Genomic DNA, 21,618 nt, shown 5'->3' with positions numbered 1-21,618 from the left:
CCCGCTCAGGGGAGCGCGCCGTCGGTGAGCCGCAGGAGCTCCGGGGCGATGCGGTCGAGCGGGAGGGTGCGCTCCACCGCCCCGGCCTCCACCGCGACCTTCGGCATCCCGTACACCACGCAGGATGCCTCGTCCTGCGCGACCGTGCGCGCGCCCGCCTCGCGCATCGCGAGCAGGCCCTGGGCGCCGTCGCCGCCCATGCCGGTCAGGATCACCCCCACCGCGTTGCGCCCGGCGGTGCGGGCCACCGAGCGGAACATCACGTCCACCGAGGGTCGGTGCCGGTTCACCCGGGGCCCGTCCTTGACCTCGACCACGTAGCGGGCGCCGGACCGCCGGAGGAGCATGTGCCGGTTGCCCGGCGCGACCAGCACCGTCCCGGGCACCACCGACTCGCCGCCCTGCGCCTCGCGGGCGTCGAGGCCGGACTGGTCGCGCAGGCGCTTCGCGAAGAAGCGGGTGAACAGCTCGGGCATGTGCTGGGTGATCACGATGCCGGGCGCGCTGGGCGGGAGCGCCACCAGGATCCGCTCGATGGCGACCGTGCCGCCGGTGGAGGCGCCGATGGCGACCACCTGGTGCGTGGTCCGGGACAGGGCGCACGACGTCGCGGCGCGCGCCGGCGGCGGCAGGGGCGCGGGCGCGCGCACGCCGGCCGCGGCCGCCTCCTTCACCTTCTCCACCAGGTCGGCGGTCATCTCGCCCACCGAGTACGCCGCCCCGGGCTTGCACATCACGTCGCAGGCGCCGGCGGCGAGCGCCTCCAGCGCGAGCGCGCCGCCGGCGGGCGTGAGCGACGACACCACGATCACCGGCGTGGGCCGGTAGCGCATGATCTTGTGGAGGAACGTGAGGCCGTCCATGCGCGGCATCTCCACGTCCAGCGTGATCACGTCGGGCGAGCGCTCCAGGATGAGGTCGCGCGCCGCGAACGGATCCGGCGCCGTCCCCACCACCTCGATCTCCGGATCGGCCGAGAGCTCCTGCTGGAAGACGTTCCGCACCACGGCGGAGTCGTCCACCACCAGCACCCGGACGCGCCGGGGTCCGGTCCCTGGGGGGCGCGGGGCCTCCACTAGAAGTCCCGGATCTCGGCGTCGTCGTCCATGGGGAACGCCTGCTCCGCCAGCGCGCGGGAGCTCGCGAGCGCGCCTGCGCCGTTCGTGCCGGAGCGCGGGCGGGCGCCGGGCGGCGCCGCGGGGGGCGAGCGGACCGGCGCGGCGGCGGGGCGGCGCGGCGCCGCCTGCCGCTGCGAGCGGTCGAGCTGGAACGCGCCCACCATCGCCGCGAGCTCCTCCGACTGCCCGGACAGCTCCGAGGCGGCGGACGACGACTCCTCCGCCGAGGCGGCGTTCTGCTGGGTGACCTTGTCCATCTCGGCGATGGCCTTGTTCACCTGCTCGATGCCGGTGGACTGCTCCCGGGCGGCGGCCGCGATCTCCGAGACGATGTCGGTGACCTTGCCGATGCCCTGCACGATCTCGCCCAGCTTGGCGGCCACGTGCCGCGCGGTGACCTCGCCCTCGCCGGCCTGCTTCACCGAGTCGCGGATGAGGGCCTCGGTCTTGTTGGCCGCCTCCTTGGAGCGGAGCGCGAGCGAGCGCACCTCCTCGGCGACGACCGCGAAGCCGCGGCCGGCCTCGCCCGCGCGGGCCGCCTCCACCGCCGCGTTGAGCGCGAGCAGGTTGGTCTGGAACGCGATCTCGTTGATGTCCTTGATGATCTGCGCGGTGCCCTCGGCCGACGCCTTGATGCGCGCCATGGCGCCCTGCATCTGCTCGACCGCGGTCGCGCCCTCGGTCGCGGCGCCGCGCGCGGTGACCGCGAGCTGGTTCGCCTGCTGCGCGTTGTCCGAGGACTGCTTGGTCATGCCCGAGACCTCCTCGATCGAGCTGGAGGTCTGCTCCAGCGAGGAGGCCTGCTGCGAGGCGCCGGACGCCACCGCCTGCGACGAGGCGGCGATCTGCGCGGCGGCGCTGGACACCTGCTCCACCGCCTCGTGCACCTGGGCGAGCGCGTCGTGGAGCGCCGTCGCCGTGCCGTTCACCGAGTCGGCGATGCGGGCGTGGCCGCCCTGGTAGGTGCCCTGGACCCGCGCGCGCAGGTCGCGGCGCGCCAGCTTCTCCAGCACGCCGGCGGCCTCCTCCACCGGCGCGAGGACGGCGTCCAGCGTCCGGTTCACCCCCTCCACGATGCGCCGGAAGTCGCCCTGGTGGCGCGCGGCGTCGGCGCGCGCGTCGAGGCTGCCGGCCACCGCGGCCTCGGCGAGCCGGTTCGCGTCGGCAGCCAGCAGGTTCACCGCGGCGATGCAGCCGTTCAGGTGATCCTTCAGGCGGACGAAGTCGCCGGACCAGGCCTCGGCCACCGGCGGCGGGATCGCGCCGCGCGAGATCTCGTCCACCACGTTCGACGCCACCTTGAGCGGGCCGACGATCGCGTCGAGCGTACCGTTGACGCCCTCGACCAGCGTGCGCCAGTCGCCCTGGAAGCGGGCGGCGTCGGCGCGGGTGGACAGCCGCCCCTCCGCGGCCGCGGCGGTGAGCGCCCGGACCTCGGCGGCGACCGCGCGCAGGTTGTCGCGGATCCGGTCGCAGGTCTCGTTCGCGACCGCCTGCTTGCCCTTGCGCGGGGCCAGCTTCGGCTCGAAGTCGCCCTCGCCGTAGGCGCCGAACGTGGAGAGCATCTCGAGGATCGCCGAGACGTGGGTGCGGAGCCCGGCGTTCATGCTCGCCGCGACGCGGCGGTAGGCGCCCTGGAACCGCTCCTCCTCGACGAACGCCTCGATGTCCCCCTCGTCCTGGGCCCGGCCGGTGGCCTCCATGGCGCCGAGGACGCCGGAGAGGCTCGCGATGCAGCCGTTGAGCGCCTCCTTGATGCGGTCGAAGTCGCCCTCGTACCGGTCGGTGATGGGCTCGGGGATGTCGCCCTGCGCGATGCGGGTGACGCAGTCGGCGGCCATCCGGATCGGGCGCGCGTACGCGTCCATGGTGGCGTTGATCCCCTGCACCACCGGGCGGAAGTCGGGGTCGACGCGCGCGAGGTCCCCTCGCACGTCCAGCCGCCCCGCCTCGACCGCCGCCGAGAGGCGGCCGGTCTCGGTCACCATGGCGCCGATGGCCCGCGACACGCGCCGGGCGAGGAGCCACGCGATGGCCAGCATCGCGATCGAGCCCGCGATCACCAGGACCGCGACCGTGAGCTGGCTGCGGCCCGCCGCCACGGCGGACTCCGCCTCGAGCGCCTGCGCGTCCTTCGCGGACGCCTCGATCATCCCGTCGAGCAGCGGCGCGAACTCGACCTGCTTGCCGCGGAGCCGCTGGTACAGGATCCAGCAGCGCTCGTCGGCCTCGGGGGTGAGCTGCGTCTCGCGCCGGCGGACCGCGTCCACGTAGGCCGCGACCAGGCCGTTCCAGGCATCCAGCGACCCGCTCACGCGCCCCCACACGTCGCGCTCCGCGGCGGCGTGGGTGAGCCCGTCGAAGACCTGCCTGGCCTGGGCGAGGTCCCGCAGCGAGCCCTCCGCCAGCGTGAACACGGCCTCGCGGGTCTCGGCGTCCCCGGAGATCCGCGGGCTCATCATCCCGTTGGCGGCGCGCATCACGCCGTTGACCGCCGCGCGAACCCGCGCCAGCGCCAGCGCCGCGGGCAGCTCCTGGTTGGTGACGGCCGTGAGCGAGCCCGACAGGCGCCGCACCGTGAAGAAGGAGGTGGCGCCGATGGCGACCGCCAGGATGTTCGCGGCGAGGAACCCCGCGAAGATGAGCTTCCCGTTGTTGGTGTTGCGGGTCTTCATGGCAGGTCTCCCGTCGTCTCGGGGCCAGGGGTGACGCCGGCGGGCGCGCCGGCGGCGGACGCGCGGCCCAGCTCGCGGGCGTCGTCCGAGGAGAGGATCCGAGCGATGTCGAGCAGGAACACGATGCGTCGATCGTGCTTCCCGACGCCGAGGATGAAGTCCTCCTCCGGCGCGGCCTGCCCCAGCGCGGGCGTCGGCTCGATCATCGCCGGGCCGATGGAGAGGACCTCGAGCACCTGATCCACCAGCAGGCCCATGGTGAGCGGCCTGCCGTCCACCGCGCAGTGCACCACGATGATCACGGTCTGATCGGAGGGCTCGCACCGCTCCATGCCGAACTTGAGGCGCAGGTCGATGACCGGGATGACCTTGCCGCGCAGGTTGATGACCCCGCGGATGAAGTCGCGCGTGCGCGGCACGCGGGTCATCTCCAGCAGCCCGATGATCTCGCGCACGGTGAGGATCTCGATCCCGTACTCCTCGCGCGCGAGCTGGAACGTCATGTACTTCCCGGCGAGGCGGCGGCCCAGCTCGGTGGCCGTGCCCGCCGCTCCGTCGGCCTTCGCCAGCTCCGTCGTCACGTGCGATCCTCCCGTCTCGTCTCGCGGCGTCGCGGCCGCGCCGCGGTCCTGGCGCCGCGAGCTCCGCGCCGCGATGGAGCACCCGGCGTGCCAGCGGGCCGCGAGCGGCCGGCGCGCGCCACGGGACCGGCGCGCCCGCCCCGAGCCGCGGCCGGATGCGCGCGCCGGGGCCGCGGCGGCGTCAGGAACGCGACGCGCGCGGCGCCTGCGGGCGCGTGCGCCGCGGGTGGCGACACACCCGAGTCGCGCGGCTCGCCCCGGGCGGCGCGCGCCCGCGGCTGGGGCCGCCTCCACTCCGGGGTGCGTTTCACTGTGCGCGCGGGGCGCCCGCCGGATCCTCGCGCTGGGGGCCGCTCTCGCGCCGGCGCCGCGGCCGGGGCGGGCGGGTCGCCGCGCACCGCGTCCATGAACCCGGGGTGAAGGCGGCGCCGCCATGCGCCGGCGACGCTGGCGCGTGCGACGCCGCGCGATTCCGGCGCGCGCGCCGGCCGTGGCACGGGCGGTGCTGAACGCGGCGCTCGGCCCCCCCGGCCGGTGCCGGGGCGGCGCGACGCGGCGATCTCGGCGCGTGGAGGATGAGCGAGCGCATGGAAGCCGTTCCGTCCGGACCGGCGCCGGAGACCCCGGCGGCACTGCTCGAGGCGACCCGCGCGCAGCTGCGCGGCGTGGCCGAGCGCCTCTCTGCGCTCCTCGACGGCTCGGAGGACGTGTTCCTCGAGGCGGGCCATCGCCTCGGCGCGCTGGAGGGGCGGGCCCGCGGGATGGTGGACGCGGCCCGCCGGGCCGCGGGGCCGGGCGGGGCCGGGAGCGACGCCGACCCCGCGGCGGAGCTGGCCCCGGCGCTCGAGCGGCTCGCCTCGTACCTGGGCGAGAGCCGGGCCGGCGCCGCGCGCCAGCGGGAGGCGCTGCAGGGGGTGGGCGCGCGCGCGGACGTGCTCGCCGCGGCGGGCGGGGCCCTCGCGGACGTGCCGCGCACGCTGCGGGCGCTCGGGGTGAACACGCGGATCGAGAACTGCCGGGCGGCGGTCCCGAACGCGGGCGTGGAGACGGTCGCCTCCGACGTGCGCCGCCTCGCCGACGAGGTCGAGGCGCGCTTCGCGGCCATGGTCGCCCGCGCAGGCGACCTCGCGCAGGCGGTCGGGGCGGCCCGCGTCGCCGCCGACGCGTTCGCAGGGCGCGAGCGGGCCTGGTCCGACCGGATGCTGGGCGACACGCGCCAGGCGCTCACGGCGCTGCGGGCGCTCGCCGCCGCGCAGGCCCGCGTGGTGGCCGGGGCGGCGGACGCGTCGGTCGGGATCGCCGGGAGCGCGGCCAGCGTGGTGGTCGGCCTCCAGGGGCACGACGCCACCCGCCAGATCCTCGAGCACGTGGCCGAGGTCCTGCGCGCCTTCGACGCGGACGCCGGCGAGACGGCGGGCAGGTCCCCCGAGCCGGCGGCGTGGCTCGCCGAGGCGGCGGGGGTGTGCCGGCTGACCGGTGCGCAGGTGGCCGGGGCGCGGGCGCGGCTGCTGGAGGCGCTGGAGGGCATCTGCGAGAGCCTGCGCGCCATGGCGTCGCGCGCCGACGCGCTCGGGCGCGAGCTCGGGCAGGTGGCGGGCGACGGGGCCGAGGGCGCTCCCATCGCGCGGGTGGAGCGCGGGGTGGGCGCGGCGACCCGCACGCTCGGCGAGCACCTGGCGCAGGCGCGCGCCGGGGCCGACTCGGCGCGGCGGGTCGCCGAGGCGGTGGGCGGGATCGCCGAGCAGGTCCGCGCGACCCGGGCCATCGGGCACGCGGTGAAGATCATCGCGCTGAACGCGCTGGTGGAGACGGAGCGGGCGGGCGTCGGCGGGCGCGTGCTGGCCGTGCTCGCGCGCGAGATCCAGGTGGTCGCGGCGGAGGTGGTGCGGCGCACCGACGAGGTGTCCGCGTCGCTCGACGCGATCACCGCGGCCGCCGCGGCGCTCGAGGTGGACCGCGCGGCCGCGGCCGCGTCCGAGGGCGAGGCGCTCGCGGAGGCGATGGGCGCGCTCGTCGCGCGGCTGGGCGCGCAGCACCTCGCGCTCGCCGACGGCACCCGGCGCCTGCGCGAGGACAGCGCGGCGCTGCGGCGGGAGGTGGACGAGGTCGCGGCGCGGCTGGAGCGGCAGCTCGAGATCTCGCGCGGGCTGGACGCGCTCGAGCGGGAGCTCGCGAGCGCCGGCGCGCGCGCCGCGGAGGGGGCCGGCGCGGCCGCGCCCGCGGCGCGGGCGGGCGGGCGGGCCGCGCTGGAGCGCTACACCATGTCGTCGGAGCGCGACGTCCACGCGCGCGTGACGGGCGAGGCGGCGCCGCCGGCCGCGGCGGGCGTCGCGCCGCCGGCGGCGGCCCACGACCTGGGCGCGAACGTCGAGCTGTTCTGAGGAGCGGGAGGAGCGGGATGCGGATCGAGCTGCCGGAGGACCTGACGATCGCGCGGGCGGAGGCGCTCCGGGCGCTGCTGCTCGAGGCGCTCGAGCGCGGGGAGGATCTCGCGCTGGGCGCCGGGGCGGTCGCGTCGGCGGATGCGGCGGGGCTGCAGGTGCTGTGCGCCGCCGCGCGCAGCGCCGCCGCGCGCGGCGTGCGGCTCGGGCTCGACGCGCGCAGCGAGGCGCTCGCGGCCGCGGTGGCGCGGTCCGGGCTCGATCGCGCGCCCGAGGGAAGCTGGCTGGACGTGGAGGATCGAGATGGCTAGGTGCGTGCTCGTCGTGGACGACTCCGCGAGCGTCCGGCTCGCCGAGCGGGTCGTGCTCACCGGGGCGGGGTACGAGGTGCTGGAGGCGGTGGACGGGCAGGACGCGCTCACGAAGCTGGCGGCGCGCCCGGTGCAGCTCGTGCTCACCGACCTCAACATGCCCAACCTCGACGGCGTCGGGCTCATCCGCGCGGTGCGCACCGACCCCGCGCACCGGCTCACGCCGGTGGTGATGGTGACCACCGAGTCGGAGCAGGCGCGCAAGCTGGAGGGGAAGGCCGCCGGCGCCACCGGCTGGATCGTGAAGCCGTTCACCCCCGAGCAGCTCCTCGCCGTGGCCGCGCGCCTGCTGGGCGCCTGAGGAGGACGCGATGCGCTCCCTGGAGCAGCTGGCGGCGAGCTACCGCGAGGAGGCGGGCGAGCGGGTGGCGGAGCTGGAGGCCACCCTGCTCGAGCTGGAGCAGGCGCCGGACGACGCCGAGCTCGTGTCGCGCGCCTTCCGCGCGCTGCACACGATCAAGGGCTCGGGCGCGATGTTCGGCTTCGACGAGGTGGCGGCGTTCACCCACGAGCTGGAGACCGTGTTCGAGCACGTCCGCGGCGGGCGGCTCGCCGTCACCCGCGAGCTGATCGGGCTCGCGCTCGCCGGCAAGGACCTGGTCCGCAGCATGCTGGACGGCGAGGGCGGCGGGGACGGGGGCGAGCGCGACCGCCTCGTGGCGGCCTACCGGGCCCTCGCGCCCGACGCGGAGGCCGGGGCGCCGGCGCCGGCCGGCGGCGAGCTGGCCGACGCCGGCTGCGGCGCGGCCGGGGACGCAGCGGCCCTCGGGCCGCGCGCCTGGCGCATCGCCTTCGAGCCCGGCCCGGACCTGTTCGAGAACGGCACCAATCCGCTGGGGCTGCTCGACGAGCTGTCGACGCTCGGCCCCTGCGTGGTGGTGGCGCGGACCGACGGGATCCCGCGCCTGGAGGACCTCGCGCCGGAGCGGTGCCACCTGGCCTGGGAAGTGACGCTCACCACCGACCGCGGCGAGGACGCCATCCGCGACGTCTTCGCCTTCGTCGAGGACCGCTGCACGCTGCGCGTCCAGGCGCTCCCCGACGCGGAGGCCGCGCCTGCCGCGCCCGGCCCGGCCCTGGCGGCCGGGGCCGGGGAGGTCGCGCGCTCCACCGGCGGCCCGGCGCGGCCGGCCGAGGCGGCCTCCAGCGTGCGGGTCGCGGCGGCCAAGCTCGACCACCTGGTGGACCTGGTGGGCGAGCTGGTGACCGCGCAGTCCCGGCTGGCGCGGCTCGCCGCGCAGGGGGAGGACGCGGAGCTGGGCGCGGTGTCGGAGGGGCTGGAGCGGCTCACCGCCGACCTGCGCGACACCGCGCTCGACCTCCGCATGGTGCCCATCGGCACGGCGTTCGGGCGCCTGCGGCGGGTGGCGCGCGACCTCGCGGCCGACCTCGGGAAGGAGATCGAGCTGGTGACGGAGGGCGCCGAGACGGAGCTCGACAAGACCGTCATCGAGCGCCTCGGGGACCCGCTCGTGCACGTGATCCGGAACGCCTGCGATCACGGCATCGAGACGCCCGAGGCCCGGCGCGCCGCCGGCAAGCCGCCGCGCGGGACCATCTCGCTCTCGGCCCGCCAGGCGGGCGGCAGCGTGGTCGTCGAGGTCCGCGACGACGGCGCCGGCATCGACCCGGCGGCGGTGCGCGCGCGGGCCGAGGCCCGCGGCCTGCTGCAGCCCGGCGCGCGCGTCGGCGACGCGGACCTGCTCAACCTCGTGTTCCAGCCCGGTTTCTCCACCGCGCGGACGGTCACCAGCGTCTCCGGGCGCGGCGTCGGCATGGACGTGGTGAAGCGGTCGGTCGAGGCGCTGCGCGGCACCGTGGCCCTGGAGAGCGCGCCCGGGGCCGGCACGGCGCTTCGCATCGAGCTGCCGCTCACGCTCGCGATCATCGAGGGGCTGCTGGTGGAGGTGGGCGGGGGCAGCTACGTGCTGCCGCTCGCGGCGGTGGAGGAGTGCGTCGGGCTCACCGCCGCGGAGGTGGAGGCCGCGCGCGGGGCGCACCTCGCGCCGGTGCGGGGCGAGCTCGTCCCGTACCTGCGGCTCCGGGAGGTGTTCGAGGTGCGCGGGGCGCGGCCGGACCACGAGCAGATCGCGATCGTGCGGACCGAGGCCGGGCGCTGCGGCCTGGCGGTGGACCAGGTGGCCGGCCAGCTCCAGGCCGTCATCAAGTCGATGGGGCAGATGTTCCGCAGCGTGAAGGGTCTCTCCGGCGCCACCATCCTCGGCGACGGGAGCGTCGCGCCCATCCTGGACGTCGCGGCGCTGTTGAAGGAGCACGCGGCCCGCGCCGCGTGAGGCGAAGTCGACCGCAGGACGCCGGCCCCTCGGTGGGGCCGGCGCAGCCGCGCCGCTCGCCCTCGCGCGCGACGCAACGGAGACCGCATGCGCTGGTACGAGAACCTCGGGATCACCGCGAAGCTGCTCGTCGGGTTCACCCTGGTCGCGCTGATGGCGGGGGTGGTCGGCGGGGTCGGGTACAAGGAGCTCAAGGACCTGAACGCGGCCGACAGCTTCCTTTACCACAAGTGCACCCTGTCGCTGAAGTACCTCGCGGAGATGGTCGCGAGCTACCGCGGCCAGAAGTCCGAGCTCCAGGACGCGCTGGGCGAGAGCAGCCGCTCGGCGCGCGAGGCGCCGCTCGCGAAGCTGGAGGCGTACGAGGCGCGCTTCCAGGACCGCATGAAGCGCTACCCGGAGACGTTCTCCAGCGACGCGGACCGCAAGGAGTTCGCGGAGCTGGAGGGGCTGCACCGCGCGTACTCGGCCGCCCGCGACCGGGTGGCGGCGCACATCCGGGCGGGCGAGGACCAGCGCGCGCAGGAGGTGCTGCGCGGGGAGCTGGCGACCGCGTTCGAGGCCGAGCGCGCGGCGCTCCAGGCGATGCTGGACGCGAACGACGAGGTCGCGCGCCAGACCAGCGAGGCGAACGACGCGCTGGCCGCGCGGGCCAACCGGCTGATGCTGGTGATCGCCCTGGCCGCCATGCTGCTCGCGGTGGGCCTCGGGATCCTCGTCGCGCGCACCATCAGCCGGCCCATCGGGGCGATGGTCACCGCGGCGGAGCGGATGGCGATCGGCGATCTGGACGTCCAGCTCCGCGAGGACCGCAAGGACGAGGTGGGCGTCCTCGCCCGCGCGTTCGCGGCGATGAACCACGCGCTCGGCGGCATCACGCGGGCGGCGCAGGAGGTCGCGGGCGGCAACCTGCAGGTCCGGCTCGAGGCGCGCTCGGACAAGGACGAGCTGCTCCGCGCGCTCTCCGAGATGGTGCACCGGCTCACCGAGGTCGTGCAGGGCGTGAAGGTGGCCGCGGACGGCGTGGCGGCGGGCTCGGAGCAGCTCAGCGCCGCGTCCGAGCAGACCAGCCAGGGCGCCACCGAGCAGGCCTCGTCGATCGAGGAGATCTCCGCGTCGATGGAGGAGATGGGATCGAACATCCGGCAGAACGCGGACAACGCCTCGCAGACCGAGCAGCTCGCGACGAAGGCGGCCGGCGTCGCGGCCGAGGGCGGCGAGGCGGTGGCCCGCACGGTGGAGGCCATGAAGCAGATCGCGGGCAAGGTCTCGATCATCGGCGAGATCGCCCGGCAGACGAACCTGCTCGCGCTGAACGCCGCCATCGAGGCGGCGCGCGCGGGCGAGCACGGCAAGGGCTTCGCGGTGGTCGCCTCCGAGGTGCGCAAGCTCGCCGAGCGCAGCCAGAAGGCGGCCGGGGAGATCAGCGAGCTGTCGGCGAGCAGCGTGTCGGTGGCGGAGAAGGCGGGGGAGCTGCTCGGGCGCATCCGGCCCGAGGCGCAGAAGACCTCCGAGCTGGTGCAGGAGATCAGCGCCGCGAGCCGCGAGCAGGACACCGGCGCCGCCCAGATCTCCAAGGCCATCCAGCAGCTCGACCAGGTGATCCAGCAGAACGCGGCCGGCGCCGAGGAGATGAGCTCCACCGCGGAGGAGCTGACCGCCCAGGCGGTGAAGCTGCAGGAGCTGATCGCGTTCTTCCGCCTCGCGGACGGCGGCGGGCGTGCCGCGGCGCGCGCGGCGGCGCCGGCGCGACCGGCCGCCCCGCCGGCCCTGCACGCCGCGAAGGCCTCGAAGGCCCCGAGCGCCCCGGCTCGGCCCGCGCCCCGGGCGACGCCGGCGGCGCCGAAGCCGGCCCGGCCCGTCGCCGCGCCGTCCGAGGCCGGCGTCCGCATCGAGCTCGCCGAGACCCCGGAGCCGGAACCGGGCTACCAGGCGTACTGAGCGCCCCGCCCGACCGGAGAACGCCATGGACGCGTCGGCCTCGACCCGAAGCCAGCAGTACCTGACCTTCACGCTCGACGGCGAGCACTACGCCGTCGAGATCGAGCGGGTGCGTGAGGTGCTCGAGTTCACCGGGGTGAACAAGGTGCCGCGCACCCCCGAGTTCCTGCGCGGCATGATCAACCTCCGGGGCGACATCGTCCCGGTGGTGGACCTGCGCCTGAAGCTCGGCCTCTCCCCCACGGAGCGGACCATCGACACCTGCGTCGTCATCACCGAGGTCACGGCCGACGGCGAGCCGCTCGTGCTCGGCGCCCTGGCCGACTCGGTCCAGGAGGTGATCGAGCTCGATCCTGCCGCCATCGCGCCGCCGCCGCGGATGGGCGCGCGGGTGGACACCGCCTTCATCCGCGGGATGGGCCGGCGCGAGGACCAGTTCCTCGTGATCCTCGACATCGAGCGGGTGCTCGCGGAGGACGGGCTGCGCGCGCTGACGGAGCCGCTGGGCGCGGGCGTCCCTCCGGGCGCGGCGCCGGACGGCGCCGGGGCGGAGCGGGTGGGCGATGCAGGGCTCGCGGGCTGATCGGCGCGGGGCGGACGGCGGCCCGACGGGGCCGGCGGCGAGCCGGCTCGCCGGGCCGCCCGCGCTCTCGCCGCGCGACTTCGCGCGCCTGAGCGCGTTCATCGAGGGGCGCTGCGGCATCCGCATGCCCCCCTCGAAGCGGACGCTGCTGGAGTCGCGGCTGGGGCGGCGCGTCCGCGAGCTGGGGCTCGCCGGCTTCGGCGAGTACTGCGAGCAGGTGCTGGGCGGCGCGGCGGGCGACGAGGTGGTCCGGATGGTGGATCACGTGACCACCAACAAGACGGACTTCTTCCGCGAGCCGCACCACTTCGAGCTCCTGGTCCGGGACGTGCTGCCGGCGCTCGCCGCGGAGCGCGGCGCGGGCACGCGGCGGCCGCTCCGGCTGTGGAGCGCCGGCTGCTCCACCGGCGAGGAGCCGTACACGCTGGCGATGGTGCTGCTCGAGGCCGCGCGGCAGGCGGCCGGGCTGCGCTTCGGGATCCTCGCCACCGATCTCTCCACCCGCGTGCTCGAGCGCGCGCGCGGCGCCGAGTACACCGAGGCGCAGGTCAGGCCCGTGCCGCTCGCGCTGCGGCGGCGCTACCTGCTGCGCAGCGTCCGGGATCCGCAGGTCGTCCGGGTGTGCCAGCGGGTGCGCGAGCTCGTCGCGCTCGAGCAGCTCAACCTGCTGGACCCCGACTACCGGCTCCGCGACCGGATGGACGTGATCTTCTGCCGCAACGTGTTCATCTACTTCGAGCGGTCGGTGCAGGAGCGGGTCCTCCTCCAGTTCGCGCGCGTCCTCGCCCCGGGCGGCTTCCTCTTCCTGGGACACGCGGAGAGCATCGCCGGGCTGGAGGTGCCGTTCGATCCGGTGGCGCCGACCGTCTACCGCCGGCGGGAGGACGGCTAGCGCATGCCGCCCGGGCCGGAGCGCCCCGCGCGGCGCGTGCGCGTGCTGGTGGTGGACGACTCGGCGCTGGTGCGCGAGACGCTCACGGCGGTGCTCGCCTCCGACGCCGGGATCGAGGTGATCGGCGCCGCCGGCGATCCGTACGCCGCGGCGGAGCGGATGCGCCGGCAGGCGCCCGACGTCATCACGCTCGACATCGAGATGCCGCGCATGGACGGGCTGACCTTCCTGCGCAGGCTGATGGCGCAGCACCCGATCCCGGTGGTGATCTGCTCCAGCCTGGCGACGGCCGGCGCCGAGCCGGCCCTGCGCGCGCTGGAGTGCGGGGCGGTGGACGTGGTGGCGAAGCCGCGCGTCGGGACGCGGCGGTTCCTGGAGGAGTCGCGGGTGCGCCTCTGCGACGCGGTCAAGGCGGCCGCCCGGGCCCGGCTCGGCCGGCCGCGGGCCGGCGCGCCGCTGGTGCAGCCGAAGCTCACCGCCGACGCCGTGCTGGCCCGCCCGCGCCCGGATGCGGTGCTTCAGACCACCGAGCGGGTGGTGGTGGTGGGCGCCTCCACCGGCGGGACCGAGGCGCTGCGCGAGCTGCTCGCCGCGCTCCCGGGGGACGCGCCCGGGCTGGTGATCGTGCAGCACATGCCGGAGGTCTTCACCGCCGCCTTCGCGCGCCGCCTCGACGGGCTCTGCGCGGTCGCGGTGAAGGAGGCCGCCGACGGGGACGCGGTGGTGCCGGGGCGGGCGCTGATCGCGCCCGGGAACCGGCACACGCTGCTCCGGCGCAGCGGCGCCCGCTACCACGTGGAGGTGCGGGACGGCCCGCTGGTGTCCCGCCACCGCCCCTCGGTGGACGTGCTGTTCCGATCCGCGGCGCGCTACGCGGGCCGGAACGCGGTGGGCGTCATCATGACCGGGATGGGCGACGACGGGGCGCACGGCCTGGCCGAGCTGAAGCGCATGGGCGCCGACACCATCGCGCAGGACGAGGCCACCTCGGTCGTGTTCGGCATGCCGCGCGAGGCCATCCGGCTGGGCGCGGCGGACCGCGTGCTCCCGCTGCCGGCCATCCCGCCCGAGCTGCTGCGGCTGTGCCGCTGAGCCGCGCGGCTAGCGCTCCGCGGCCGCGGCCCCGAGCAGCTCGTCGTGCGGGTCGAGCTCGAGCACCAGCTCGACGCGGCGGTTGCGCTCGTGCGCCTCGGGGGTCGCGTCGGTGGAGAGCGGGTGCGCGGAGCCGAGGCCGACCGCGGCGAGCAGGGCGGGCCGGGCCGCGTGCGCCTGCTCCAGGTAGCCGACCACCGTCGCGGCGCGCGCCGCCGACAGCTCCCAGTTGCTCATCCACCGCCCCCCGCTGCCCACCGGCGTCTCGTCGGTGTGCCCCTCCACGCGGAGCGGGCGCTCGAGCGGCACGACCTCGGCCGCGATCGCGTCGAGCAGGGCCAGCGCCTGGGGCCGGAGCGCCGCCTGGCCCGGGTCGAAGAACTCGGTGGCGGCGAGCCGGACGGTGAGCCGGCGCCCCTCCACCAGCACCGACACCACCGGCACCGGGCGGCGCTCCATCACGAACGGCCGCACGCGCCGCTCGATGCGCTTGCGGAGCAGCTCGATGCCGCGGTGCTCCTGGCGCATGCTGGTGCCGGCCTCGAGCGCGGGCCCGCCGCCCTCGCTGGGCGGCCCGTCGAACAGCGGCAGCGCCCCGGTCCCGCCGGTGCCGGAGAAGTGCATGGCCCAGCGGATCGACTCGGTGGCCTGGACGACGCGCTTGTTGTCCACGCGCGACACCGCGTACATGACCACGAAGAACGCGAACAGCAGGGTCATGAAGTCGGCGTAGGACACCAGCCAGCGCTCGTGGTTCTCGTGCTCCTCCTCGCGGCGGCGGCGGGCCATGGCTCCTCCAGCGGCCGCTACGCGGCCTTGCGCCGGGGCTCGGCGTCGCGCTCGGCCGGCGGCTCCCCGGAGTAGGCGCGCAGCTTCTCCTCCAGCACGCGCGGGTTGATGCCCTCCTGGATGGCGAGCACGCCCTCGGTGATCAGCGTCTTGCGGTCGCGCTCCGCCCCCAGCTTGCGCTTCATCTTGGTCGCGAACGGGAGGAACAGGACGTTCGCGCTCCCCACGCCGTAGACGGTGGCCACGAACGCCACCGCGATGCCGCCGCCGAGCTTGGAGGGATCCGACAGGTTCTCCATCACGTGGATGAGCCCGAGCACGGCGCCGAGGATCCCGATGGTGGGGGCGAACCCGCCCGCCGCCTCCCACACCTTCGCGCCGACCGCGTGCTCCTCGTACTCGGCGTCGACCGCGGCCTCGAGGGTGGAGCGGCTCACCGACGCGTCCACGCCGTCCACCACGAGCTGCAGCGCCCGGCGCAGGAACGGGTCCGGGATGCCGGGGAGCTTCGCCTCCAGCGCCAGCACGCCGTCGCGGCGCGCCACGCCGGCGTACTCCACCAGCTCGCGCGAGAGCGCGCCCAGGTCCACCTTGCGCTCGGCGAACACCAGCTTGAGCTGCGAGAGCGCCCTGCCCACGTCGCGCCGGGGGAACGCCACCAGCACCGCACCGAGGGTCCCGCCGAACACGATCAGCGCCGCGGTGGCCTGCAGGAGCGAGCCGACGTGCCCGCCCTCCAGCGCCTGGCCCAGCAGGATCAGGCCCACGGCGGCGAAGATGCCGGCGATGGTGGTGACGTCCATGGCTACTCCTCGGGCGCGGGGCGGGGGAGCGCGACCAGCCCGCCGGGCCGCGCCGGGCCCGCGGCGATCCGGCGGCGAAACGCGACGACGCGCTCGACCACCTCGTCGGGCGGCTCGCGCACCATCAGGTGCAGGCCGCCGTCGAGCAGCAGGACGGTGTCGGGCGTGGCCTCGACGGTGAGGATCCGGTCGGCGTTGACGACGAGCGGCTTCCCGTCGAGGCGCGTGAGGACGATCATGGGCGCTCCCGCACGGTCATCGGCACGCCGGCCGGTCCCCTTTAGCGCTTCATCGCGATGAGCTCGGAGAGGAGCTGATCGGCGGTGGTGATGGTCTTGGAGTTGGCCTGGAAGGCCCGCTGGGCCGCGATGAGCCGCACGAACTGCTCGGCCAGGTCCACGTTGGACTGCTCCAGCGAGCCGGCCACGACCGACGCGCGCCCGCCGGAGCCGGCCGCGCCCACCACCGGCTGCCCGGAGCCGGGCGTCTGCTGGAGCAGGTTGCCGCCGGCGCGGTCGAGCTGGTCGGGCGCGGCGAAGCCCGCCACCGCCACCTGGCCGAGCACGCGGGTCTGCCCGTTGGTGAACACGCCGGAGATGACGCCCTCCGGCCCGACGCGGACGGAGGCGAGCTGCCCGGAGCCGTAGCCGTCCTGGCCGATGAAGGTGCTCGCGGACGTGGCCGAGAACTGGGTCACGCCGGCGAGGCCGGTGCCGCCGGCGGAGGTCGGATCGCCGAAGGAGAAGTCGAGGGGCTGGGGCGCGGCCTGGCCGGCAGGGGTGAAGCTCGAGGTCTGGGTCATGGAGGTGAGCTCGCCGCCGTCGCCGAACGCGAGCGTGCCGCCGGCGATCTGGGTGAGCTGCCCCGCGGTGCCGCCGGCCACCCCGGCGCCGTCGGTGAGCGCGTGCCAGTCCCAGGCGCCGTCGCCGGTCTTGCGGAAGTAGACCTGGACCGCGTGGCCGGCGCCGAGCGCGTCGTACACCGTCATGGTGGTGGAGAAGTTGGACGTGGCGCCGGGGTTGGCGGGATCCCATGCGGCGGTCGGGACCGCCGCGTCGGCCTGGAGGTTCGCCTTGAGCGTGAGCCGGGTGGTGGCGCGCGGCTGCGCGGAGGCGGTGCCGACGAGCAGGTCGTCGGGCAGGCCGGCCAGCGCGCCGGAGGGATCGGCGGGGAAGCCCTGCACCCGCAGGCCCTCCAGGTTCACCAGGTAGCCGTCGTCGTCCACCGTGAACTGGCCGTCGCGCGTGTAGAACGTGCCGGTCTGGCCGGCGTGCGCGCCGCGCACCACGAAGAAGCCGTTGCCCTGGAGCGCCAGGTCGGTGGCGAGGCCGGTGGAGGCGAGCGCGCCCTGGGTCAGGATCTTCTGCACGCCGGCGAGGCGTGAGCCGAGGCCGATCTGCCCGGTGCCGCCGATGACGCTCTGCGAGAGCGCGTCCTCGAAGGCGGCGCGGCCGGACTTGAAGCCGACGGTGTTGGCGTTGGCGATGTTGTCGCCGACCACCGAGAGCTCGAGCGAGGAGGCCTGGAGGCCGGTGGTGCCGGAGGAGAGCGCGGTGAGGAGGGACATGGGGCTTCCTTTCGTGCGGCTGGGCGTTGGGGATCAGGCCGCGGGGGCGGCGAGCTGGAGGACGTCGGAGAGCTTCACGTGGCGCCCGCCCACCAGCAGCTCGGGCGCCTGGTTCTCGAAGGTCACGCCGGTGACCGTGCCGCGCAGGCTGGTCGCCGCGTCGAGCGCGGTGCCGTCGGTCCGCGTGGCGGAGACGGTGAGCAGGTAGTCGCCGGCGGGGAGCGGCTCGCCCGACGCGTCGCGCCCGTCCCAGCTCACCTGGAACGTGCCGGCGTCGCGCGCGCCGAGCTGCAGCGTCCGCACCACCCGGCCGCTCGCGTCCGCCAGGATCGCCACCGCCTCGCCGGCCTCGGCCGGGAGCGTCACCTCGAAGCGTGCGGGGCCGCCCGGGTCGAGGCGGACGCGGTCGGCGCGGAAGAGGACCTCCTTGCCCACCAGCGCGGCGGTGCCGAGCTGGTTCGACGAGGCCTGCGCCATGGCGAGCGTGTCGAGCTTGTCGCCGAGCGCGCCGAGCTGCTCGACCGACGAGAACTGCGCGAGCTGCGCCACGAACGCCTGGCTGTCCATGGGGGAGAGCGGATCCTGGTGCTGGAGCTGGGTGGTGAGGAGCTTCAGGAACGCGTCCTTGCCGAGCGCGCTCGAGGCGGGCGCGGGCGCCTGCCCGGCCTGCGGGAGCGCGCCCAGGGCGCTGGTGACGGGGGAGGTGGACACGCGGGCTCCTAGGCGGTGACGTCGTGGGCGCCCCGGCGCGCGCGGGCGGCGCGCGCGGGGGCGGTGGAGGGGGTGGGGAACGGCGCGGCGGGCTCGCGCTCGCGGCCTCCGGACCGGTCGCCGCCGCCGCCGGTGGTGGCGGAGCGCTGCTCGCCCGGACCGGCGGACGGCGCCGCCGGCGCGGCGGCGCGCGGCTCCACCTCGAGGCGGGCGAGGCCCAGCCCCTCGGCCGCGAGCGCGCGGGCGAGCTCCGGGGCGCGCGCCTCGAGCGCGGCCGCCGACGCGGTCTCCACCCGCACGTGGGCGGCCCCGTCGGCGATCCGCAGGTGGAGCGCGAGGTCGCCGAGCGCGTCGGAGCGGACCCGCAGGTGGGCGGCCGCCGGGAGCAGCGCGCCGGCCACCACCGGCTCGGCGGGCTCGGGCGGCAGCGGCGGGAGCGGGGCGCGCGGGGCCTCGGCGCCGGCTGCCGGCCCGGGCTCCGCGGCGCGGTTCGCGGAGGCTGCGCCGCCGAGCGGGCCCGGGCCGGCCGGGTCCGGCGCGCCGGCGGGCCGGTGGACGGCGTCGCGCTCGGTGGGCGCGGCGGGGGCGCGGCGCCGACCGTTCGCGGCGGCGGCGCGGGTCGACGGGAGGCCGGTCTCGGCGTCGGGGAGGCGCGCCGCGAGGGCGGCGTGCACGGGGGGCGCGCCGGGGACGCCGGCGGCGGAGGCGTGCGGGGCCGCGCCGGGCGTGCGACGGACCGCGGCGCGCACCGGCGGGGCGGCGTGGCGCGAGCTGGCGGCGAGGGCCTGTCCCGGGCCGGCCTGCGGCCCCGCGGCGGAGGGAGACCTGTGGGCGGCCCCGCGCGGCGCCGGTGCCTCCGGGCTCGCCTCGACGGGCGGGGCGCCCGGGCCGGCGATCGCGCGGCCGAGCCCGGAGCGGACGGCGGCGGGCGAAGGTGCTCGCGGGGACGCGGAAGGGCCGGGCGTCTGCCGGTGCGCGGCGGCGACCTGGGCGGCCTGGGCAGCCTGGGCCGCCTGCACCACCAGGGTCGCGGGCGGGAGCGCCTCGGCCATGGCGGCCGGCGCGGCGTCGTCGGACCTGCGCCGACCGGCGCCGGCGGGCTCCCGACCCGGGGCGCGGGCGTGTCCGCGGGCCGCCGGAGGCTCGGCGATCTCCGCGGCGGGATGGGCGGCGCGGAGCGCGTCCTCGAACCGCGGGTCGGCGTCGCCGGGGCGCATCGCCCGCGGCGCCGGGGCGCCGCCGGACGGCGCGCCGGGAAGGATCGGTCCTGGCGTCATGGCGCGGGGTTCCTGGCGAGGAGGGTGAGCAGCTCGGCGCCGGCGTCGGGCGCCATCCGGTCCACCACCGCGGCCGCGTCGGCCGGCCGCATCTCGCGGAGGATGGCGGCGGCGGCGGCGCGATCGAGGTGGGCGAGCATGGCCGCGGCCTGCTCCGGGCGCAGGTTGCGCACGGTGCGCGCCGCCACGCCCGCGGGCGTGGGCGGCGGCCTCGCGCCGGGGCGCAGGCCGGCGGTGCGCGCGGCGGGCCTGCGCGGCTGGGCCGCCTGGGGCGCCGCCGGGGCCTTCGCGGCGGCGGCGGCGAGCGCCTGCAGCCGCGCGGTCTCCTCGCGGAGCGCGGCGCGGGCGCGCTCGATCTCGGCGGCGAGCGCCTCGAGCCGCTGCCGCTCCTGCGCGAGCGCCGCCTGCTCCACGCGGCGGTCGCGGGCGGCGCGCTGCAGCTCCTCCCCGAGCGCGCGCCCGGAGAGGGCCGGCGGCACCGGCGCGGGCGCGGCCGGGGCCGCGGGCGGCGCCTCCGCGGCGAGCAGCGCGGCCGCGAGGCCGGCCAGCACGACGGGGCTAGCCATGCGCCGCCTCCTTCCTCGCGGGCGGGGCTGCCGCGGGTGGCGCCAGCAGCCGCGCCAGGCGCTCCAGCGCCTCGGGCATGGGGGTCCGCTCCGCCGGGTCCTGGCGGAGGAACGCCCGCAGCGGCTCGATGCAGCGGAGCGCGCGGTCGACGCGCGGGTTCGACCCCGCCGCGTATGCGCCCACCTCGACCAGGTCGGCGGCCTCGCGGTGCGCCGAGAGCACCTCGCGCGCCTCGCGGGCCAGGGCGCGGTGCTCCGCCGGAACGATGTCGTTCATCACGCGCGACACCGACGCGAGCACGTCGATGGCCGGGAAGTGGCCGGACTCGGCCAGGCGGCGCGAGAGCACCAGGTGACCGTCCAGCGTGGCGCGCGCGGCGTCGGCGATGGGATCGCCGGCGTGGTCGTCGCCCTCGGCCAGCACCGTGTAGAACGCGGTGATGCTGCCCGGGCCGGCGTCGTTGCCCGCGCGCTCGACCAGCCGCGGCAGGATGGCGAACGCCGACGGCGGGTAGCCGCGGGTGGTGGGAGGCTCGCCCGCGGCGAGGCCGATCTCACGCTGCGCCTGCGCCACGCGCGAGAGCGAGTCCACCAGCAGGAGCACCCGCCGGCCGCGGCCCCGGAACCACTCCGCGGCCGCGGTCGCCGCCATGGCGGCGCGCAGGCGCTCGAGCGGCGAGGCGTCGCTGGTGGCCACCACCACCACGGCGCGGGCCAGGCCCGGCCCGAGGTCGCGCTCCACGAACTCGCGCACCTCGCGGCCGCGCTCGCCGATGAGCCCGACCACCACCACGTCCGCGGTGGCGGAGCGCGCCAGCATCCCGAGCAAGACGCTCTTGCCCACGCCCGGACCGGCCATCACCGCGATGCGCTGGCCCTCGCCGACCGTCAGGCACGCGTCCACCGCGCGGATGCCGAGCGGGACGGCCCGCTCCACGCGGCGGCGCGAGAGCGCGGGCGGCGGGGAGGCGTGCAGCGCGGTGCGCTGGCGCAGCATGGGCACCGCCCCGCCGTCCACCGGGCGGAGCGACGCGTCCACCACGCGGCCGAGCAGCGCCTCGCCCACCGCGATGCGATCCGCGCTGGCGCGCGGCACCACCGCGCAGCCCTCCGCCACGCCCTGGATCCCGGACAGCGGCATGAGCCGCGCCGTGCCGCCCTGGAACCCGATCACCTCCGCGAGCACCACCGCGCCGTCCTGCGCGTGGATCTCGCAGGCCGTCCCCACCGGCACCTGGGGGAGGAGCGCCTCGACGAGCAGGCCGGCCGCCCGCACCACCGTCCCGGTGAGCGGGGTGGGATCGGCCTCGGCGAGCGCGCGGGCGAGGGCGTCGCGATCCAGCAGGGTCACGCGACCTCCTCCTCCGCGGCCGCCTGGGCGGCGCGGTGCAGCTCCTCGAGCCGCGTGCGCAGGCGGCCGTCCACCCGGCCGAAGTCGGTGTCCACCACGCAGTCGCCGCGCTCGAGCGAGGCGTCGCCGGCGATCTCGATCGCGCCGGCCGAGAGCCCGGCGGCCTCGGCGGCGGCGGCCGGGGCGACCCGGGGCACGTCGTCCGGGTGCAGCCGCACCGTCACGCGGCGCGACCCGCCGGCCTTGCGCAGGGCGGCGCGCACCAGCGCGAACAGCGCCTCGGGCGAGGTGCTCACCTCCGCCTCGAGGATGCGGCGCGCCACCTGGAAGCCGACCTCCAGCGCATCGGTCCGGGCCTGCTCGGCCAGGCGGCCGGCCTGGAGCCGGAGCACCTCGACCGCGTGCGCCACCCGCTCGAGCGCCTCGGCGCGCAGCGCCTCCACGGCGGGGGCCTCGGGGGCGGGCGGGGGGGGCGGCTCCGCCGGCGGGGCGGCCCGGGGCTCCGCCGGGCGCGCCGCGGCCGGCGCGGCCGCGGTCGCCGCCACCGCGAACGGCGCTGCCCGCATCGAGGGCGCCGCGGTGTGCGCGGCGAGGAAGGCGGGAGGTCTGGGCGTGCCGGTCATGGC

General features: G+C 77.1%; 20 protein-coding genes. 8 read left to right on the top strand and 12 right to left on the bottom strand.

The window, feature by feature from the left end:
• Positions 1-5: 5 nt before the first annotated feature.
• Genes ANAEK_RS12485 through ANAEK_RS12475 form a run of 3 tightly spaced genes read right to left on the bottom strand, consistent with a single transcriptional unit; the run spans position 6 to position 4,374 of the window.
• Positions 6-1,076: a chemotaxis response regulator protein-glutamate methylesterase gene (locus ANAEK_RS12485; protein ID WP_012526495.1), complete on the bottom strand. Its 1,071-nt coding sequence runs from the start codon at positions 1,074-1,076 to the stop codon at positions 6-8.
• Positions 1,076-3,793 (bottom strand): methyl-accepting chemotaxis protein, encoded by a 2,718-nt coding sequence (locus tag ANAEK_RS12480; RefSeq protein ID WP_012526494.1) that lies wholly within the window; start codon positions 3,791-3,793, stop codon positions 1,076-1,078. Before ANAEK_RS12480 ends, ANAEK_RS12485 begins: the two co-directional genes overlap by 1 nt.
• The gene (locus tag ANAEK_RS12475; RefSeq protein ID WP_012526493.1) at positions 3,790-4,374 is read right to left on the bottom strand and encodes a chemotaxis protein CheW; all 585 of its coding nucleotides are present in this window, start codon (positions 4,372-4,374) and stop codon (positions 3,790-3,792) included. The genes ANAEK_RS12480 and ANAEK_RS12475 overlap by 4 nt, the downstream gene beginning before the upstream one ends.
• A 587-nt stretch (positions 4,375-4,961) precedes the next feature.
• Here ANAEK_RS12475 and ANAEK_RS12470 point away from each other — a divergent pair.
• The 8 genes from ANAEK_RS12470 (at position 4,962) to ANAEK_RS12435 (ending at position 13,928) form a co-directional block, all read left to right on the top strand.
• Positions 4,962-6,755: a methyl-accepting chemotaxis protein gene (locus ANAEK_RS12470; RefSeq protein WP_012526492.1), complete on the top strand. Its 1,794-nt coding sequence runs from the start codon at positions 4,962-4,964 to the stop codon at positions 6,753-6,755.
• 17 nt (positions 6,756-6,772) lie between these two features.
• On the top strand, positions 6,773-7,066 hold the full coding sequence (locus ANAEK_RS12465; protein WP_012526491.1) for an STAS domain-containing protein: 294 nt from the start codon (positions 6,773-6,775) through the stop codon (positions 7,064-7,066).
• Positions 7,059-7,427: a response regulator gene (locus tag ANAEK_RS12460; protein ID WP_012526490.1), complete on the top strand. Its 369-nt coding sequence runs from the start codon at positions 7,059-7,061 to the stop codon at positions 7,425-7,427. Before ANAEK_RS12465 ends, ANAEK_RS12460 begins: the two co-directional genes overlap by 8 nt.
• A gap of 10 nt (positions 7,428-7,437) precedes the next feature.
• A complete protein-coding gene (locus tag ANAEK_RS12455) occupies positions 7,438-9,420 on the top strand; it encodes a chemotaxis protein CheA (RefSeq protein WP_012526489.1) in 1,983 nt (660 codons plus the stop codon).
• Positions 9,421-9,507: 87 nt separating this feature from the next.
• Positions 9,508-11,361, top strand: a complete 1,854-nt coding sequence (locus ANAEK_RS12450) for a methyl-accepting chemotaxis protein (RefSeq protein WP_012526488.1) — start codon at positions 9,508-9,510, stop codon at positions 11,359-11,361.
• 25 nt (positions 11,362-11,386) lie between these two features.
• On the top strand, positions 11,387-11,944 hold the full coding sequence (locus ANAEK_RS12445) for a chemotaxis protein CheW (protein ID WP_012526487.1): 558 nt from the start codon (positions 11,387-11,389) through the stop codon (positions 11,942-11,944).
• Positions 11,925-12,836, top strand: coding sequence for a protein-glutamate O-methyltransferase CheR (locus tag ANAEK_RS12440; RefSeq protein ID WP_012526486.1), 912 nt, complete (start codon positions 11,925-11,927; stop codon positions 12,834-12,836). The genes ANAEK_RS12445 and ANAEK_RS12440 overlap by 20 nt, the downstream gene beginning before the upstream one ends.
• Positions 12,837-12,839: 3 nt before the next feature.
• On the top strand, positions 12,840-13,928 hold the full coding sequence (locus ANAEK_RS12435) for a chemotaxis response regulator protein-glutamate methylesterase (protein WP_012526485.1): 1,089 nt from the start codon (positions 12,840-12,842) through the stop codon (positions 13,926-13,928).
• A gap of 9 nt (positions 13,929-13,937) precedes the next feature.
• Here ANAEK_RS12435 and ANAEK_RS12430 read toward each other — a convergent pair whose 3' ends face one another.
• Genes ANAEK_RS12430 through ANAEK_RS12390 form a run of 9 tightly spaced genes read right to left on the bottom strand, consistent with a single transcriptional unit; the run spans position 13,938 to position 21,615 of the window.
• Entirely contained in the window at positions 13,938-14,717 is a 780-nt protein-coding gene (locus ANAEK_RS12430) for a flagellar motor protein MotB (RefSeq protein WP_012526484.1), read from the bottom strand.
• Positions 14,718-14,734: 17 nt separating this feature from the next.
• A complete protein-coding gene (locus ANAEK_RS12425; RefSeq protein WP_012526483.1) occupies positions 14,735-15,520 on the bottom strand; it encodes a flagellar motor protein in 786 nt (261 codons plus the stop codon).
• Positions 15,521-15,522: 2 nt separating this feature from the next.
• Positions 15,523-15,759: a flagellar FlbD family protein gene (locus tag ANAEK_RS12420; RefSeq protein WP_012526482.1), complete on the bottom strand. Its 237-nt coding sequence runs from the start codon at positions 15,757-15,759 to the stop codon at positions 15,523-15,525.
• A 41-nt stretch (positions 15,760-15,800) separates the two neighbouring features.
• Complete coding sequence (locus tag ANAEK_RS12415) at positions 15,801-17,087, bottom strand: flagellar hook protein FlgE (RefSeq protein ID WP_012526481.1); 1,287 nt, start codon at positions 17,085-17,087, stop codon at positions 15,801-15,803.
• Positions 17,088-17,120: 33 nt separating this feature from the next.
• Positions 17,121-17,798 carry a flagellar hook assembly protein FlgD gene (locus ANAEK_RS12410; RefSeq protein WP_012526480.1) on the bottom strand — a complete coding sequence of 226 codons (678 nt, stop codon included), beginning with the start codon at positions 17,796-17,798 and terminating at the stop codon, positions 17,121-17,123.
• Positions 17,799-17,806: 8 nt separating this feature from the next.
• Positions 17,807-19,075, bottom strand: coding sequence for a flagellar hook-length control protein FliK (locus ANAEK_RS12405; protein ID WP_012526479.1), 1,269 nt, complete (start codon positions 19,073-19,075; stop codon positions 17,807-17,809).
• The gene (locus ANAEK_RS12400) at positions 19,072-19,641 is read right to left on the bottom strand and encodes a magnesium transporter MgtE N-terminal domain-containing protein (protein WP_012526478.1); all 570 of its coding nucleotides are present in this window, start codon (positions 19,639-19,641) and stop codon (positions 19,072-19,074) included. The genes ANAEK_RS12405 and ANAEK_RS12400 overlap by 4 nt, the downstream gene beginning before the upstream one ends.
• Positions 19,634-20,992 (bottom strand): FliI/YscN family ATPase, encoded by a 1,359-nt coding sequence (locus ANAEK_RS12395; protein WP_012526477.1) that lies wholly within the window; start codon positions 20,990-20,992, stop codon positions 19,634-19,636. The genes ANAEK_RS12400 and ANAEK_RS12395 overlap by 8 nt, the downstream gene beginning before the upstream one ends.
• Complete coding sequence (locus tag ANAEK_RS12390) at positions 20,989-21,615, bottom strand: FliH/SctL family protein (RefSeq protein ID WP_012526476.1); 627 nt, start codon at positions 21,613-21,615, stop codon at positions 20,989-20,991. Before ANAEK_RS12390 ends, ANAEK_RS12395 begins: the two co-directional genes overlap by 4 nt.
• Between the last annotated feature and the right edge of the window lie 3 nt (positions 21,616-21,618).

Source organism: Anaeromyxobacter sp. K (assembly GCF_000020805.1).
GTDB classification, from domain to species: Bacteria; Myxococcota; Myxococcia; order Myxococcales; family Anaeromyxobacteraceae; genus Anaeromyxobacter; species Anaeromyxobacter dehalogenans.
This window is presented reverse-complemented; position numbering and strand designations above follow the sequence as displayed.

Bases quoted from the DNA above. Each gene is read 5' to 3' on its own strand.
- ANAEK_RS12425 (WP_012526483.1), bottom strand. From the start codon at position 15,520: ATGGACGTCACCACCATCGCCGGCATCTTCGCCGCCGTGGGCCTGATC.
- ANAEK_RS12400 (WP_012526478.1), bottom strand. From the start codon at position 19,641: ATGGCTAGCCCCGTCGTGCTGGCCGGCCTCGCGGCCGCGCTGCTCGCC.
- ANAEK_RS12445 (WP_012526487.1), top strand. From the start codon at position 11,387: ATGGACGCGTCGGCCTCGACCCGAAGCCAGCAGTACCTGACCTTCACG.
- ANAEK_RS12480 (WP_012526494.1), bottom strand. From the start codon at position 3,793: ATGAAGACCCGCAACACCAACAACGGGAAGCTCATCTTCGCGGGGTTC.
- ANAEK_RS12430 (WP_012526484.1), bottom strand. From the start codon at position 14,717: ATGGCCCGCCGCCGCCGCGAGGAGGAGCACGAGAACCACGAGCGCTGG.
- ANAEK_RS12420 (WP_012526482.1), bottom strand. From the start codon at position 15,759: ATGATCGTCCTCACGCGCCTCGACGGGAAGCCGCTCGTCGTCAACGCC.
- ANAEK_RS12440 (WP_012526486.1), top strand. From the start codon at position 11,925: ATGCAGGGCTCGCGGGCTGATCGGCGCGGGGCGGACGGCGGCCCGACG.
- ANAEK_RS12460 (WP_012526490.1), top strand. From the start codon at position 7,059: ATGGCTAGGTGCGTGCTCGTCGTGGACGACTCCGCGAGCGTCCGGCTC.
- ANAEK_RS12470 (WP_012526492.1), top strand. From the start codon at position 4,962: ATGGAAGCCGTTCCGTCCGGACCGGCGCCGGAGACCCCGGCGGCACTG.
- ANAEK_RS12455 (WP_012526489.1), top strand. From the start codon at position 7,438: ATGCGCTCCCTGGAGCAGCTGGCGGCGAGCTACCGCGAGGAGGCGGGC.
- ANAEK_RS12390 (WP_012526476.1), bottom strand. From the start codon at position 21,615: ATGACCGGCACGCCCAGACCTCCCGCCTTCCTCGCCGCGCACACCGCG.
- ANAEK_RS12415 (WP_012526481.1), bottom strand. From the start codon at position 17,087: ATGTCCCTCCTCACCGCGCTCTCCTCCGGCACCACCGGCCTCCAGGCC.
- ANAEK_RS12405 (WP_012526479.1), bottom strand. From the start codon at position 19,075: ATGACGCCAGGACCGATCCTTCCCGGCGCGCCGTCCGGCGGCGCCCCG.
- ANAEK_RS12450 (WP_012526488.1), top strand. From the start codon at position 9,508: ATGCGCTGGTACGAGAACCTCGGGATCACCGCGAAGCTGCTCGTCGGG.
- ANAEK_RS12465 (WP_012526491.1), top strand. From the start codon at position 6,773: ATGCGGATCGAGCTGCCGGAGGACCTGACGATCGCGCGGGCGGAGGCG.
- ANAEK_RS12435 (WP_012526485.1), top strand. From the start codon at position 12,840: ATGCCGCCCGGGCCGGAGCGCCCCGCGCGGCGCGTGCGCGTGCTGGTG.